Origin of the sequence: Neobacillus niacini, from assembly GCF_030817595.1 — a bacterium.
In the GTDB taxonomy this organism is placed as follows: domain Bacteria; phylum Bacillota; class Bacilli; order Bacillales; family Cytobacillaceae; genus Neobacillus; species Neobacillus niacini_G.
Genome location: NZ_JAUSZN010000001.1, coordinates 3,571,299 through 3,587,585, shown reverse-complemented (window position 1 = coordinate 3,587,585; position 16,287 = coordinate 3,571,299). Strand labels below are relative to the sequence as shown.

The following is a 16,287-nucleotide window of genomic DNA, read 5'->3' as shown; positions in this document are numbered from 1 at the left end:
ATATGGCAGACGATTATGTATTTGAAAGCATCGATAGAATTGAGATCGTTGATCGAGAAAAGGATATGCCTAATTTGCTAATGTTAAAGATTCCAATATCAGGGTATACAAAAAGACGATTCATTGCAAAAGCTGTATTAAAGAATAAAACTAAAATAAATTTACAACATATTACTTGGTCCCTCCATCCAAAGGTGCAAGGAATATCAATTGACAAAGAAGGGTTGTTAATTATTGAGCCTGAAGCTGAAGCTGCTACTTTTAGTGTCGTTGCAAAGTATACAAAGGATCGGGGTATATTTGGAATGACCAAAGTGAAGACGTTTCATACTTCAGGTAAAGATACTCCACCTAATCCGTTAGAAAAGGCGGGGTGGAAGCTTTACTTTAATGATGACTTTGACAGCGGAATCTTAAATCGTTCCGTCTGGGTAAATCAATATTTAAGGAATTGGTCTGATGATGTTCAATCAAAAACAAACTATATATTCGAAGACAGTGTAATCATCATAAGGGCTGATACTGATTCAAAGCAATGGAGTCCATTTGATCGAAATGAAAATTCAAGTATTACTTCTTTTGAAAAGACCTATCTTCATAGATTTGGAGAAAATAAAAACGAATTTAGTAGAATTATTCCTGAATACGATGGTTTAGCAACAAAGTATGGTTATTTTGAAATTCGCGCCAAATTGCCTGATACAGGAGATGGAAGCCATGTGGCTTGGTGGATGATTGGTGTACAGGATGACCAAAATATTAATCCGCAAATAGATGACCCTACGGTTACTGATGTGCGTTCATCTAATGAAACAGGTGAAGTCGATATTATAGAAATTGGTTTGAACGATTTAACTTCATGGAGACCAGTTATACATGCAAATGGAAGTACCTGCCTGGAGTACTTGCATGTACCTGAAACGAAACTTAAATTTGATCCTGGTAATGAGTTTCATATTTATGGATATGAATGGGATGAAAATGGTACTAAATTTTATGTTGATAATCAGTTAGTTAAGGCCACTAATCGTACGTTTGATTATAGAATGATGACTTTCTTAGGATTATATCCTCAAGGGGGGATGGGTAAAGCAAATAAAATTTTCCCAAAGGAATTTACAATCGATTATTTTAGAATTTACAAAAAAGATGAACCTGTAAAAGCAAATGACATTATATTCGATAAATCTGAAATGCCTCATTCAATTGAAAAACCTACTGGTTCGATAAAAAAGACATTCCAGTTAAAAGCAATCGTTCTGGATCAATTTGACAAACCATTACGAGATGTACCCCTGTTTTGGCAATTCTCAGATTTCATTTCAGGAGAGAAATCAAAAGAAATTCCAGGGGCGTCCATTGATAAAGAGACTGGTAAAATTACCATAACCAATCAAGTGTATAAGGAAGCGGATCTATTTATAACCTCGAAAGTGAAATCTAATCCAAAAGTTAAGAAGGTTTTTCATGTAAAAGTGTCTGATGAACCATCAAGGACTCAGTTTGTCCAAATTGTTCCACATAATAAACTTGTGGAAATTGAGAAACCTGCGGGAACACGGGTAATAGAAACAAAATTTACTGCAAAACTAATGGATCAATATGGAAAGACAATGGATGGAAATTTAAGGTGGCAACTGGCGGAAGGAACCACTATCTTGGATACATTAAGTTCGGAAGGTATTTCTATTCATCCCGAGAACGGTGTGTTGAATGTAACTAGCTCAGTAAAAGACAGTAGATATATATTTGTTCAAGCGATATCGGATTTTCAAGCAAAAGAGAAAAATGGCAGGTATATACTGGATAATACTATTTATGGACAACAATTAATCAAACTAGTAAAGGGAAATGAATAAAATAAGTCCACGGAAGAAGGTGCAGTATGTCATCATTAACCTATAATCAACAATCATTTTTATTGGATGGCAAAGAAATTCGCTTACTAAGCGGGGCCATGCATTATTTTAGAACAGTGCCGGAATACTGGGAAGACCGTTTAATTAAATTAAAAGAATGCGGCTTTAATACGGTGGAAACATATGTTGCCTGGAATTTACATGAACCGGAGGAAGGGCAATTTGTCTTTGAGGGCATCGCTGATATTGAGCGTTTCATAAGAACTGCTGAAAAGGTAGGTTTTCATGTTATTGTTAGACCCGGTCCGTATATCTGTGCAGAGTGGGAATTTGGCGGTTTTCCTTATTGGCTAATGACAGTGCCTAATATAAAATTACGCTGTTTCAATAAACCGTATCTGGAAAAAGTAGATGCATATTTCGATGTACTATTTGAACGTTTACGGCCGCTGTTATATTCAAATGGGGGACCAATTATTGCATTACAAATCGAAAATGAGTACGGTAGTTTTGGGAATGATCAAAAATATTTGCAATATATGCATGACAGCGTTAAAAAAAGAGTCGGTAATGAGCTTCTCTTCACTTCTGATGGGCCTGCACCAAGCATGTTACATGGAGGGATGATTAAAGATGTGTTGGAAACCGTAAACTTTGGATCCCGGGCGGAATCAGCGTTTGAACAATTAAAACGCCATCAGCCGAGCGCTCCGTTAATGTGTATGGAATTTTGGCATGGCTGGTTTGATCATTGGGGTGAGGAGCATCACACAAGATCATCAGAAAGTGTTGTAGAGACTTTAGAGGAAATATTGCAGAAAAATGCCTCAGTAAATTTCTATATGGCTCATGGCGGGACAAATTTTGGCTTTTTCAATGGAGCAAATCATAATGAAGCAATCTATCAACCTACCATTACCAGCTATGATTATGATGGCTTATTAACAGAATCGGGAGATGTTACAGACAAATTCCTTGCTGTACGTAAAGTATTTGAAAAATACATTGATTTGCCCGAGATGAAATTACCGGCTCCTACACTGAAAAAACAATACGGAGAGATCCAATTTACGGAACGTGCAGCATTGCTTGATTCGTTGAAGCAACTTTCTAATCCAAAGCAGAGCCAAACGCCTTTAACAATGGAAGAGTATGGGCAGGCTTATGGATTTATTGTCTATGAAACAGTTATTAAGGGTGCTTACGGTAAGCAAACATTGACAGTTCAAGATGTTCATGATCGCGGTCAGATTTATTTGAATGGTGAATTTGTTGGATTAGTCGAGCGAATAGGCGGTTGCTCCCATATTGATGTTGATATCACTGAGGGAGAAACAAAACTGCAGATCATAGTAGAAAATATGGGACGTATTAATTATGGGCCATTCCTTGTGGATTATAAAGGAATCACAGAAGGTGTAAGATTAGGCAACCAATTTTTGTTTGATTGGACAGTACATCCTTTACCTTTAAATGATTTAAGCCAATTGAAGTTCACTTGTGAAGAGGCGAAAGAAAATCATCCATATTTCCATCGAGGTCTATTGAAAGTAAATGAAGTGGCAGATACTTTCATAGATTTATCTGAATGGACGAAAGGTGTTGTCTTTGTGAATGGGCATAATCTTGGCCGTTATTGGGAGATAGGTCCACAGCAAACATTATATGTTCCAGCTCCATTTTTGCATCTGGGAGTAAATGAAATTGTGGTACTTGAATTACATGGCCATCAAGAAAGTGCAAGGTTTGTTGATAAACCTGATTTAGGATAATGCATTTACAAAATGTATCAAAGAGTGAATACAAGCATGAAAACATTTAATGGTTGGTTTCAATATGCGCTATATGAGCATGTATCAAACGATGAAAGAGATTATCGACTCGGGTGTAATTGGCGACCTTAAAGCCGTTTGGGTAAGGCATTTTGTCGGGTTAGGCGGCTATTACTACGATCATGACTGGCATGGACCGCCAAAAACACTACCTCACTGCTGCTGCCAATTTAGGTGCCAGTCACGCTGAGTGCTTTATTCGATGTGAGGGACATGGAAGATCATCTATTATTTCAACTCTACTGTATATGAAAATTTATCACCTCTAGCGATTGAAGCAGTATATTCAATAATGGAATCGTGCTCATAGGTTGTACGCTCAAGCATGAGGCTGGGGGTATTTTCAATTATTTGAAGATATTCAGCTTCAATCGATCGTGTGGATACTGCTTTGAACGTTTCCGTCGCCCTGGTAATCGTTACCTTATAAGATTCACGGAAAATTTCATACATCGGCTTATTTTCTAACTGATTTTTTGTTAAATTTTCAAAACGAGAGACCGGGAGGTAAGAAGTTTCATAAAGCATTGGTTCATCATCTGCTAATCGCAGCCTGGTCACTTTATATACATTTGAATTTTCTGGTAAGTTCATTTTTTTTGCAATGTTATCCTCACAAATAATCCGTTCGAAGGAGAGTATTTGGGTAGAGGGTTTTTTTCTTGCTTTCTTCATTTCTTCGGTAAAACTATAAAATTGGACTAGGCTTTGATTATATATTTTGGGAGAGACAAAGCTTCCCTTCCCATGTACTTTATAAATATATCCATCCCGTTCTAAAGATTGCATGGTTTGGCGGACTGTGGTCCGGCTAACCTTATATAATTCACAGAGTTCTCTTTCAGATGGCAGCTTTTCATACTCTTTCAGTTCTCCAAGTTCAATTTTTTCGAGGAGGGTATCCATCAATTGAAAATATAGGGGTAATCTTGGATCTTTAATCATCATATATTACTCCTTATTCTGTTAATTTAATCTATTTTCGAATACACTAATTATACATTGAAAGACTTTAGTATTCCATTCTCATTCTGTAAAGTCAGAAAATTAGCGCAGTAAAAAAGAGCGATGTCTTAAAAATGACATTGCTCTTTTTCACTAATGTACTGCTTTACCTATTATTTTTTCTCTTCTCTCACTAGCCAGATCTCAGTCTTAGGTTTAGGCAGATGTAACGATTCAATGAGGGCTTGAGTATTGTTCGAACAGTAAATTCCCCATTTGGAAAAATAGTCTACCAGATTTTCTCCAGCTGTTTTGGAAGCAATCGTCACAAAAGTATCGATCATTTGCTGATTTGTTGCTGGGAGGCGATCATCTGGCATCTCTCTATAAGTTGTAAAGATGCTCGTAAAAAAGTCCCAACCATAAACCATTCTAAGCTGCTGGAACATAACGAGTCTTTCAAAGTTTCCTAATTGCTTGTAAAGCTTATCAGGATTTGAATCCATGACAAATTCTAAAGCTCTGTCATATGAGTCTTTTCCATTGGTTTCGACCAATAGACGTGAGGGGTTATTGAATTTTTCTTGTGTAAGAAGGGAGAAAAGATTGACTGTCACTTCTCCAAGATCTCCCCAAGTCCACGGGGCCTGCTGATACTCATGTCCGATTTCATGCCAGAATCCCCAAGCATTATTTTTGATATAGGATTCATCCAGTATGGAAGCCGCATAATTAGTGGAACCATATTCAATTGGCACCATGATAGGATATCCAGCATGCATTAATCCGCCTTTAATTTGTTTATCCAAAACAATACGGAAGGGGATCGGATATCTTTTATTTGGCATTTCTTTTTGTGTATCCAGCCCTGCGAGTCGATCATAATCCGTAATAATATCATCCCATAGTGACATGATTCGCCCGGGATCTTCCAGTTCCAATAAGTATTCAGATGGAAGGGTTATAATGAGTTTTTCTCCTTTTAATTCACCGAACGGGGCAGTGGCACCTCTTGCCTTTATTTTTTGCCATTCTTGTTCGGTGGTCTTCCCAATTTCGTAGTAGGGTGCTTCGATGGCACCGCTTATGGAAAAATCCGCTTGCTGATCGGGAGTATTAGTCATCATGGGAATAAAATAAATTAAACCACCGTATGGGCTGCTGACCACATTGGTTCCAGGAGTGAGTTTTTTAAAGTGAACAATATTCGGCACCCTTTTCCACTCTGACAATCCATTTAATTCATCATCGTGTGAGCCAATTTGGACACTAACATTTTCAACACCTTTAGGTACTTTAATGGTTATGTCTTTTCCTGGAGGTGCATACAGCCCAGTGCTCATCCAGTTTTTGCTTGGTAAAGCACGAGTGTACATAAGGTCAGGGTTTCCCAAATTAATAGATATTTTTTTGTCCTGAACAGGTTGTGCCGTTTCAGACACTTTTCCTGGAAATTCATCAGCATAAGGTGACGTTTCATTTCCTGCATCAATGGTGAAATGAGTAAATTGAAAGTTTAATAAAGAATTACGATAGGGCATTTCTCCCTTTTTAATAGGAAACTGAACTTTACCATATGTGGCAGCTTCTTTAATCGCCCAATCATACAGTGGAGAATCTTTTGTGATGGTTTCCAGGGTTTCGGTTAAGACACTTAGTAAAAGGTTTTTCTTTTTTTCGTTATCTGTACCAGCAGGGCCAAGATTAATATCTTCATAGCCTAAAACGCCATCCTCAATTTCCTTTCCTTGTTTTAGTCGATTTAAAAAGTGATTTTCCTTAATGGTATCGGGAGTTATATGATTTAACGTTCCTGATGAATTGGTTTTTATATTAAGCAGAGATAAACCAGTCCTATTTAACAGATTCTGGACAGGGTAATGCTCGCTAATCCGGATTCCTCTCCAGTTTCCGAGCGTTGCTCTTTTTTCTACAGGTGTATTTCTTGTAATGCCTTCTAGATTACCACCGTTAATAGAGGCAATAATATTGCCGCCTTGATGTATATATTTTTCAAGAATAGGAATTTCACTTTCTTTAACAGATTCATCGATCAAAGCAACTGTATATTTATTGGGGTTTAACGTGCTTCTGTCCCATTTGTCTACTTTAACGACTTCTAAGGGAAGAGAAGGGTCAATCGTTAAATCCTCTGAAGTCGTAATCAATTTTAACGTCTTGTTAGTTGTTAACGCTTCTTCATATCTTCCTGTATATTTTGTTCCCTTTCCATTATTAATAACAGATTCCTCAGTTAACCACAGTAGTAGATTACGAGAGAGCAAGCTTAGCGGCTCCGTATTATTTTGTAAAGAAAAATATCTTTGATCACCTGATAACACAATTTTTCCATCCCCGTACCGGGATACTGCCATATTGGGGATTGCATCTGGGACAATAACAGGAAAAGCATCTTCACCAATTGCAGCCACACCTCCGCTCCCAGAAACAACAGGGATTCCATCTAAATCTTTTATAAAAAAATGGTAGTCTTCCTCCACTGAATGGGCTGTAGCCACACTTGTCTGGATGGGAGACTGAACTTCTGCAGCACCTGATGCTGGAACAGTTGCCGCAGCTAAGAAGAGAAGGGAAAAGCATGAATACATCATTTTCTTAACTTGGGGTATCATTTTTTCACCACTTTCATTTTTTTTCATAAGTAGTCCGATAGGATAAGCTATCGACTCTACTTATGAAATGATTGATTTTATTGGTTACTCGTATTCTCTTAATGTCTCAACAGCAACCTCAGGTTCTGGTAGATTTAGAGCATTCACCTTTTGAATTCCTTCCTCTGTAAGACTCCAACCCCACTTCTGGTAAAAAGAAACAAGGTTTTTGCCGGCTATTTTAGAAGTCATAAATAAAAGCATATCTTTCTTCTGCTGGTCTGTTGTTGGAAGCGTACTGCTATCAAGCTCACGATAGGCTTGATGCAATTTTGTATAGAAGTCCCAGCCATATGCCAATTGAAGCTGTTTAAAGAATACCAGCTGATCCATCCCATCCAAGTTTGTAAATTTCTTCGAAGGGGAAGGATTGGCAATAAATTCAAAGGCTCTATCATAATGGGATTTCCCATCTGCACTTTTTTGGAGCAGCCTTTGAACCTCCGTAAATTTTTCCTGGATATAAAGAGTATAGATATTTACAGAGACTTCTGTAATATCTCCCCACTTCCAAGGGTTTTGCTGGTATTCATGACCCATTTCGTGCCAGAACCCCCATCCTCTAACCAATGCCAATTCTGGATCGACTACATGGGAAGCAGCTGGGTCAATTGGAATCATCATCGGGTATCCTGCATGCATATAGCCTGCGCTAATCTGAACATCTGCCACATATCGGTGCTGTCTATCGAGACCTCTATGAGGGACAGGTAATTCAGGTGAGATACCGACAAAAGTATTGTAGCTGGCTGTAATGTTATCCCACTGTTCTACGAGTGCTGCCGGGTCCTTTATTGTTAATAAAGACTCCTTTGGTAATGTGAAAATAACGTGCTCGCCTACGAGTTCGCCCCAAGGTGCCGGGTTGTTCTTAACGGTATTGTGCCACTCTTCATTCGATGTTTGTCCCTTTACAAAGGTAGGGGACGAAACGGCACCGCTTATATTTATAGAAGATTTTGTATTCGCTTTTGCTTTTTTAGGAATGAGATAAATAAGGCCCCCATAAGGGCTTTTTATTTGATTTGTCCCAGGCTCAAGCTTTTGTTGCAAGGCGACCACCGGCATACGGCTCCAGGTAGGTTTTCCTGTTAATACATCAGTGTGGGAACCGACTTGAACATACAAATCCTCTATTCCTTCTGGGACATCAATAGTGATCATGCCTCCTGCAGGGGCATAAAGACCTGTACTGATCCAGTTCCCTGGGGGATATGCCATTCTTAAGTGGCTAAGATCCTCATAATCAAAATCGACCTGTATTTCTTTGTTAGTGATCAAAGGTGCATCCTGTGGAACTGGACCAGGAAAATGGTCGGCATACGGTGATTTTTCCCCATTTGGGTCTAAGGTTGCTTCGTTCACTTGATAGGCTAAAAGTGCACTTGAATAGGGGTAATCGCTCTTAATAAAAGGCCATGTGACTGTAAGCTGGTTTAAATCAGACAGTACTTTCTCCTGAAGAGGGTGGCCATCTATTAAGCCGGCGATGGTTCCACTGACAATTTGAGCAATAATTTCTTTCTTTTTCGTTGATGTTGCTCCTTCAGGACCAATATCAAGGGTGCTGACATCCAATGTTCCATTTTCAATCGCCTTTGCTTTATCAATAAGTGCGGGAACATAATAATTTTGTGTTTTTTCATAGGAGAAAGGTGGCAGTGTTGCTGTCTTTGTGGTTGCTGTAATATTTGTTAGCGATAGGCCGACTTCATTGAGGAACTTTTGAATTCCGTAATCGGAAATGTTTGGCTTACTGTTTTCATTCGCCATCCATTCTTTCGGATAACCTTCCATTACCCAGCCTTTTTCTCCAAAGATGACCGCTCCTCCCTGCTTCACATAATTAAGCAATGCTAGAACTTCTTTGTCTGATAAAGGCTGATGGAAATTATTAACGTAAACAACCTGGTGTTTTAACGGGTGTAAATGAATGGATAAGAAATTATCTACGTGTTTTAACTCTATTGGCAAATCGGGACTGACTGGGATTTCTCTATTTGTCACCATCGTAATTTTCCCTTTGCCTTTTAAAGCATCCTCGTAGGTTAAATGAGGGGGCAGGACTTTATCCTTATCTGTCACCCATTTTAATATGTTACTAGCAACAGCTGTTTTTGTTGAATCCGTATTTGTAAAATCAAAATACTCACTCATACCCGCTGCAACTACTCTACCTTTACCAAATCTAGCCGCACCAAGAATGGGAACCGTTTCGGGATTAATCGCAACAGCAAAGGCATTCTCGCCGATGATACTTACACCACCTGCATGAGAACTGGAGTAACTAGGAAATCCTTGTAACCCATTATAGAACTTTGCCAAATCGTTTTTTATCTGTTCCTGAGTAGACTCGCTCATTTCCTCCGCTTCTACAGTGCTTAATGCCTGTACTTCATTGTTGGCAAGGGGAACAATAGTGGAGCTTACAGCTAGACCACCGGCGAGCAGTACTGTTATTATATTTTTTTTCACGTTATACCCTCCTCTTACATTTGTAATGTTGTAATGATGTTACTACCAGTAAAGACGTCATAATTGACTCAAGATGAAAGAATGATAGGGTAACCTGAAGAATAGTATTCTAGTAAGTTTTTCTTATGGATGTTATGATATAATTACCAGTAACTTCAACTCAGCACCCAAATCGTTAATGAAAAGCAACTTACTATTTTATCAATGAACCCTCCTCTGTTACTTTTTTTTGTAAGTGTTTTCACTGTAAACTAAGTTAACATCATCAATTGCGGAAATCAATTCTAAATTTTCAAAAAATACAAAATGGTAAATTCCGCCTATTTCTCTTTAGTACGTATTCTACATATTTTCGTGAAAAGGCGGCACTTTAAGGGAAATCTGACAGTTCGTTACGTTAATAATATTTAGGAGGTAAAAATGAAAAGAAGAAAATTATTTTGGCAGATGCTGATGTACTTCGGTATTTTTATTATCTTATTTTCTTCCGTTACCACCTTCCTTTTATACAAGGACAGCAGTGAAGTGTACCAAAAGGAGCGAAGCCAGCATCAGAAAATCTTGCTGGAGCAGGCAAAAAAAAGTATTGATACAAGAATCCAGGTAGCTTTTAATGCTCTGATGCAATTGCAAAATAGCCAGGAATTTAAAGATTACATTAGTCCAAATCAAAAAGAAGACTATTATTACCGAATGCTGCAAGTGTTGAAACAGTTGAAAATCAATAATTCTGCATTTGCTAATTTTGAATATAAAAGTGGGATCCTGAATCTTGCAGATAACGTAGTCGTCACACAAGATTCAACCATGAACAGAGAAATGTTCTTTAAGGAATTAGGATTTTCTAAGAAGAATATTGCAGGATTAGAGAATTATGTACATAAATCAACTCCGCAATATGGCAAACATCAAGTCATGATCCTATCGAACGAAAATAATAGTGATTATTTGACTCTAATTAAAAAGGAAACAAGTTTTAATAACGTAGAAACATTGTTCTTTATTTCCTTTTATGTAAAAAGCTTTTTTTCCTTTGTGGAAGGAAAGGGCAAGGAAGGCTTTGGCCTGGTAACAAAGGATGAAATAAAATATTTGCAGACCGACTTAGAATCCGGCAAGGTGGAGGACATCCTTGAACCTAAGGAATTAGCTAAATTGGATGAGCTTAGTTTTGAACACGGCTCTATCACGACGGGAAAGGCTGGATACGATATTCATCTTACGCAATCTGAAATTCTCAGTAATTTAAATTATGTTTATTTTTCTCCAAAACCAGCTTCGATTGCAGCGATGAAAGAGGTGTATGTAAAAGCCTTTATGATCGGACTTTCGTTGTTAGCAGCAGGAATACTATTAGCAACTTATTTTGTGAATCGAACGTATCGGCCGATCCAACATATCATACATCATTTGTCCCAATACCAAAAATATGAAGGGAATGATGAACTTTCCTTTATAAAAAGTACGACCGATCAAATTAGCACCATGAATGAAAATCTAAAGCAAACCATCGAGCTTAATAAGCTGCCGCTCAAACAGCAATTCCTCAATGAATTGGTTTTAGGACCCATGAATCCAAAAGAGCTTACAGAGAAATTAAACCGCTTTCACCTAAAAGTCAAACAGGAGAATTTGAAGGTCATCATGATTGAGGTCGATTCCAATGTCGTACTTCATGAAAGACTTTCTAAAGAGGGGATCTTGTCGGTAAAGCAGCAGATCCTTGGCATTCTTATTAAAGAAATTGAGCCGATGTTTGCCTGTGAATTATTTGAATATGGCTATGAGAAAATCGTGCTGATCATTCATCAGGAAGATGTGGAAAATATTGTTTCAAAACTGGAACTATTATTCTCGACGATGAACAAAGAATTAGAGCTTAATATTATTACAGCTGTTGGCCAGCCTGTTGCAAAATTGGAAAATATCTATCATTCATTTGAAAGTGCGCTGAAAATTTTAGAGAGTAAATTCGCCTTGGAGCGGAACACAGTCCTCTCATACGAGGATTTTAAATATTTGGATCAGAACAACTTTTATTTTCCGTTTGAAGTCGAACGGAGCTTAATTCAGCTAGGTGTTCAGGGAAACATTGAAAAAGCGGAAATAATCCTGAATCGTGTTCTTGAAGAAAATTTACATTCTAAGAAACTGACAAAGAATGCGCTTTCCCAATTTGTGTTTGCAATCAGAGGGACGATAAACCGAATATTGCAGGCGGCCAATAAAACATCGAAAGAGATTTTCGGTAATGAAATTTCCACCTTTCATTTTGAGCTTCAGCAAATTCATGATAAAGACCAATTAGAAGAGAGAATCCGTTTGATCTTTTCTGTGCTGTTAACTCAAATCAGTACGACGGAGAGTAAGGAAGAAACGTCGATAGCGACGAAATTTTTGAATTATATTCAGCAAAACTATGAAAAAGATATTTCTCTCCATGATCTCGCCGATGAATTTGGGTTGTCTTCCAGCTATATCAGTACCATTTTTAAAAATCATACAGGTGAAAATTATAAAGATTACTTGAATAAATACCGAATATTAAAAGCACAAGAAATTTTAGAAAACAGAGAGGTAAAAATAAAGGAACTGGCCGGAATGGTAGGCTTCAACAATGTAAACACATTCATCCGTACATTTAAGAGATATGTAGGACTACCGCCGGGACAATATGAAAAAAGTAGTTAATTTTTTGGCATGGACCGGATCTAATCATCCGGATCATGCCTTTTTTTTAGATATATTGCTTTACACAGTAAAAATTGGTGAAATAAGTATATTCAATTATTACGAGCATCTACAAATCTTTCAAAATAGAAGGTAACAAAACCGCAACAGCACTTGATTGTTCTGAATTGGATGAATATTCGGGTATACACCTTGAAAAATGAAGATAGAAACCTGACGCTTAGTTTTTTATGATGAGAATTAACAGAGAGAAGGAGGGGGATTTTCATTTGGATAAAAGAGAGCGCATTCACTGGAAGTAAACGCAGGAAGGATGGTTGAAAGTTGAATAGTCCATTGTCAGAAGTAAAAGAAACGATTGTTCCAGCAAAACGATCGCACCTTGCAGTGAAGCTGCAGGCAGCAAAAACGATTATCTGGCGCGATAAATACCTCTATTTAATGTTAATTCCATTTATTCTATGGTATTTAATTTTCGCCTACAAGCCGATGTACGGATTGCAAATTGCGTTTAAAGATTATAGCTTATTTAAGGGGATTTCAGGAAGTCCCTGGGTTGGTTTTGAAAACTTTGAACGTTTTTTCCAGAGTGAGTATTTTATCAGAAACCTAGTGAATACTTTTATGATCAATTTTTGGGGATTAATTTTTGCTTTCCCGGCACCCATTATTCTCGCATTACTGTTAAATGAAGTAAAGAATATGATGTTTAAAAAGACAGTGCAGACGATTACTTATCTTCCACACTTTATTTCGGTTGTCATCATCGCAGGGATTGTTACCAATTTTCTGGCGCCAACGAATGGAATTGTTAATATTTTTATTGAAAAATTTGGCGGCGAGAAAATTAACTTTCTCGCGATGCCGGAATTCTTTCGCACCATCTATATTGGTTCGATGCAGATATGGAAGGATGTAGGCTATAGTGCCATTATTTATTTAGCGGCCATTGCCGGCATCAATCCTGCCCTTTATGAGGCGGCAAAAATGGATGGGGCGAACAGGTGGAAGCAAGTGTGGCACATCACCCTTCCAGGCATGCTGCCAACGATTATGATATTACTAATCTTAAATCTAGGCAGCTTTCTAGAAGTAGGCTATGAATCAATTATCCTGTTATACCAGCCAGCTACCTATGAAACGGCCGATGTGATTAACACGTATGTCTACCGGGCAGGTCTTCAAGGCGGAAACTATGAGGTAGGGGCAGCGGCCGGTTTGTTTAATTCGGTGGTAAGCTTGATATTAGTAGTTGTAGCCAACCAATTAAGTAAAAAAATGACTAACATTGGATTATGGTAGGTGATAAGATGAAGCAATCCTTTTCTGATAAACTATCTTCGGGCTTTATTGCAGTAATTTTAATTATGCTTTCAGCTGTCTGCCTGTATCCCTTTGTATACGTCCTTTCCGCTTCATTTAGTTCAGGCAGTGCAGTCATCACGGGAGAAGTGTTACTGTTTCCAAAGGACATCACACTTGATTCCTATAAATCTATTTTGGCGAAAGATGGGTTATGGCAGGCTTATGGCAATACCGTTTTCTATACCGTAGTCGGTACTGCGTTTAGTATATTGTTGACCATTTGCGGAGCCTATCCCCTGTCGAAAAGCAGGCTTGTGGGCAGGACCTTTGTCGCCTTTTTTATCGCGTTTACCTTGTGGTTTGGTGCGGGGCTTATTCCAACTTACTTGAATTTTAAGGAATTGGGGTTACTGGACACAAGGACAAGCATCATTGTCGGATTTGCTGTTTCGGCCTTTCTGGTCATTCTCTTAAGAACCTTTTTTCAATCCATTCCTGATTCATTAGAGGAATCGGCTAAAATGGACGGTGCCAATGATTTGCAAATCCTGAGGCACATCTATTTACCGCTATCCAAGCCCGCCTTAGTGACCGTAGGACTTATCTATGCTGTTGGTAAATGGAATAGTTACTTTTGGGCGATGATCCTGTTGAATGATGAAAGCAAAATTCCGCTTCAGGTTCTGCTGAAAAAAATGATTGTTGAAATGAGTTTAAATGAGGAATTGACAGGATCGATGAATGCAGCAAATGCGATGTCGCAGGAAACGTTTATTTATGCCACTATCATTGTGTCGATTTTGCCAATTGTGTTGGTTTATCCCTTCCTTCAGAAATATTTTGTGAAAGGGACAATGATTGGCGGAATAAAAGAATAATTTTATGATTTAGCAGGTAAAAACATGAAAGTGGGAGGTAATAAAATGAAGAAAAGAAAACTAATGGTTCCTTTACTTGCAAGTATGATGATGTTAGCAAGCGGGTGCAGTGATGCGGCTTCCACCAGCAACAAAGAGAAGGATTCGAAAAAGGATGGGAATGTCGAAGAACTGAAGGTCTTTATGCATGCTTCCAATGGTTATTTTATTTTCAATGACGAATGGGCCACCTTTAAAGAAGCAGCTAAAAAGACGGGAATTACCTTAAAAGGAACAGCACCAAAGTCGTCGACAAACAGTGCGGAGGCATTTAACTTGATGATCGCATCCGGTGAGATTCCGGATTTGGTCCACGGTCAAAAGAAATACTTAAATAAATATGGTATAGAAGGTGCTTTTCTGCCGCTGAATGATTTAATCAAAGAGCATGCTCCAAATATCCAAAAATATGTAAAAGAGAAAGAAGGATTCTTAAAGGCTAATCAGGGACCAGACGGAAAGTTGTATATGGTACCATATATTTCTGATGGATTGGTAGCGGAAACGTATTTTATGAGGCAGGATTGGCTCGATAAGCTCAAGCTTCAAATGCCACAGACGGTAGACGAGTTTTACAACGTTTTGAAAGCGTTTAAAGAACAGGATCCGAATGGGAATGGGAAACAAGATGAAATCCCTTATTTTTCGGAGGATAATATCCTTGGTCTGGGTACGTTATGGGGAGCCTTCGATGGCCTTTACCTTGACAATGGCGAAATTAAATATGGACCATATGAAGCGGAGTTTCAAACGGCAATGGAAAACCTATCAAAATGGTATAAAGAAGGGTTAATTGATCAGGAAATTTTTACTAGAAAAAAGGCGAGGGAATATTTGTTAGGTAATAACCTTGGCGGGTCATCCCGATATTATCCCGGAAGTACGGCAGGTTATAACGATGCATTAAAGGATTCTGTTCCTGGCATCAACTTTGTGGTGATGGCACCGCCTGAAAATACAGAAGGTAAACGAATTGAGCCGACAAAACGATCTGATTATGGAAATAATCTGGGGGTTGCAATTAGTTCACAGGCCGAAGATCCTGAAAAAATTATTAAGTATCTCGACTTTTTCTATAGTGAAGAAGGCCGAAGATTGATGAACTATGGGATTGAAGGCGAAACCTATGAAATCAAGGAAGGTAAACCGGTGTTTACTGACAAGGCGTTAAAGGCGAATGATGGGAATATTGTTGAAAACTTACGGTCTTACGGCGCTCAAGTTCCGTTCTCCTTCCATCAAGATTTTGAATATGAAAAGCTTTGGATGAATCCAATTGCGGTGAAAGGGATCGAAGAATATACAAAGGGGAATTATTTTGCAGAACAAATTCCAAACCTGACAATTACAGAGGAAGAAGAGAAGGTTCTTACAGATATTGGAACGCAAATTACGACATATAAAGATGAAACCGTGCAAAAATGGATTATGGGATCAGAGCCAGTAAATCTTGAACAATTCAAAAAGCGAATAGATGAAATGGGCTTTAAAGAGTATATCAAAGTTTACAAAGATGCTTATAAGCGTTATCAAGATAGCTAAGCTCTTCATTTAGATCTATGACCCTGAGGTGTTAGTTCTTCCCCCTGAA

9 protein-coding genes and 1 pseudogene are annotated in these 16,287 nt (G+C 38.2%); 7 read left to right on the top strand and 3 right to left on the bottom strand.

The features are described from left to right. The first annotated feature begins 2 nt into the window (after positions 1–2). From QFZ31_RS17115 to QFZ31_RS17105, 3 genes and pseudogenes are all read left to right on the top strand, one after another. Positions 3–1,859, top strand: a complete 1,857-nt coding sequence (locus QFZ31_RS17115) for a glycoside hydrolase family 16 protein (RefSeq protein ID WP_307304898.1) — start codon at positions 3–5, stop codon at positions 1,857–1,859. Between the two features lie 26 nt (positions 1,860–1,885). Next, positions 1,886–3,631: a glycoside hydrolase family 35 protein gene (locus QFZ31_RS17110; RefSeq protein WP_307304896.1), complete on the top strand. Its 1,746-nt coding sequence runs from the start codon at positions 1,886–1,888 to the stop codon at positions 3,629–3,631. 40 nt (positions 3,632–3,671) lie between these two features. Further along, positions 3,672–3,856 (top strand): annotated as a pseudogene (locus tag QFZ31_RS17105) (gfo/Idh/MocA family oxidoreductase); the annotation flags it as partial. Between the two features lie 63 nt (positions 3,857–3,919). Here QFZ31_RS17105 and QFZ31_RS17100 read toward each other — a convergent pair. From QFZ31_RS17100 to QFZ31_RS17090, 3 genes are all read right to left on the bottom strand, one after another. Next, positions 3,920–4,639: a GntR family transcriptional regulator gene (locus QFZ31_RS17100; RefSeq protein WP_307304894.1), complete on the bottom strand. Its 720-nt coding sequence runs from the start codon at positions 4,637–4,639 to the stop codon at positions 3,920–3,922. Between the two features lie 170 nt (positions 4,640–4,809). Beyond that, the gene (locus QFZ31_RS17095) at positions 4,810–7,269 is read right to left on the bottom strand and encodes a M60 family metallopeptidase (protein WP_307304892.1); all 2,460 of its coding nucleotides are present in this window, start codon (positions 7,267–7,269) and stop codon (positions 4,810–4,812) included. 84 nt (positions 7,270–7,353) lie between these two features. Then, positions 7,354–9,783 carry a M60 family metallopeptidase gene (locus tag QFZ31_RS17090; RefSeq protein ID WP_307304890.1) on the bottom strand — a complete coding sequence of 810 codons (2,430 nt, stop codon included), beginning with the start codon at positions 9,781–9,783 and terminating at the stop codon, positions 7,354–7,356. 420 nt (positions 9,784–10,203) lie between these two features. Between QFZ31_RS17090 and QFZ31_RS17085 the strand changes: the two genes are divergently transcribed. The 4 genes from QFZ31_RS17085 (at position 10,204) to QFZ31_RS17070 (ending at position 16,238) form a co-directional block, all read left to right on the top strand. Then, the gene (locus tag QFZ31_RS17085; protein ID WP_307304887.1) at positions 10,204–12,474 is read left to right on the top strand and encodes a helix-turn-helix transcriptional regulator; all 2,271 of its coding nucleotides are present in this window, start codon (positions 10,204–10,206) and stop codon (positions 12,472–12,474) included. 324 nt (positions 12,475–12,798) lie between these two features. After that, entirely contained in the window at positions 12,799–13,776 is a 978-nt protein-coding gene (locus tag QFZ31_RS17080) for an ABC transporter permease (protein WP_307304884.1), read from the top strand. Positions 13,777–13,784: 8 nt separating this feature from the next. Next, positions 13,785–14,657: a carbohydrate ABC transporter permease gene (locus tag QFZ31_RS17075; RefSeq protein ID WP_307304881.1), complete on the top strand. Its 873-nt coding sequence runs from the start codon at positions 13,785–13,787 to the stop codon at positions 14,655–14,657. 45 nt (positions 14,658–14,702) lie between these two features. Next, on the top strand, positions 14,703–16,238 hold the full coding sequence (locus QFZ31_RS17070) for an extracellular solute-binding protein (protein ID WP_307304877.1): 1,536 nt from the start codon (positions 14,703–14,705) through the stop codon (positions 16,236–16,238). Positions 16,239–16,287: the final 49 nt, after the last annotated feature.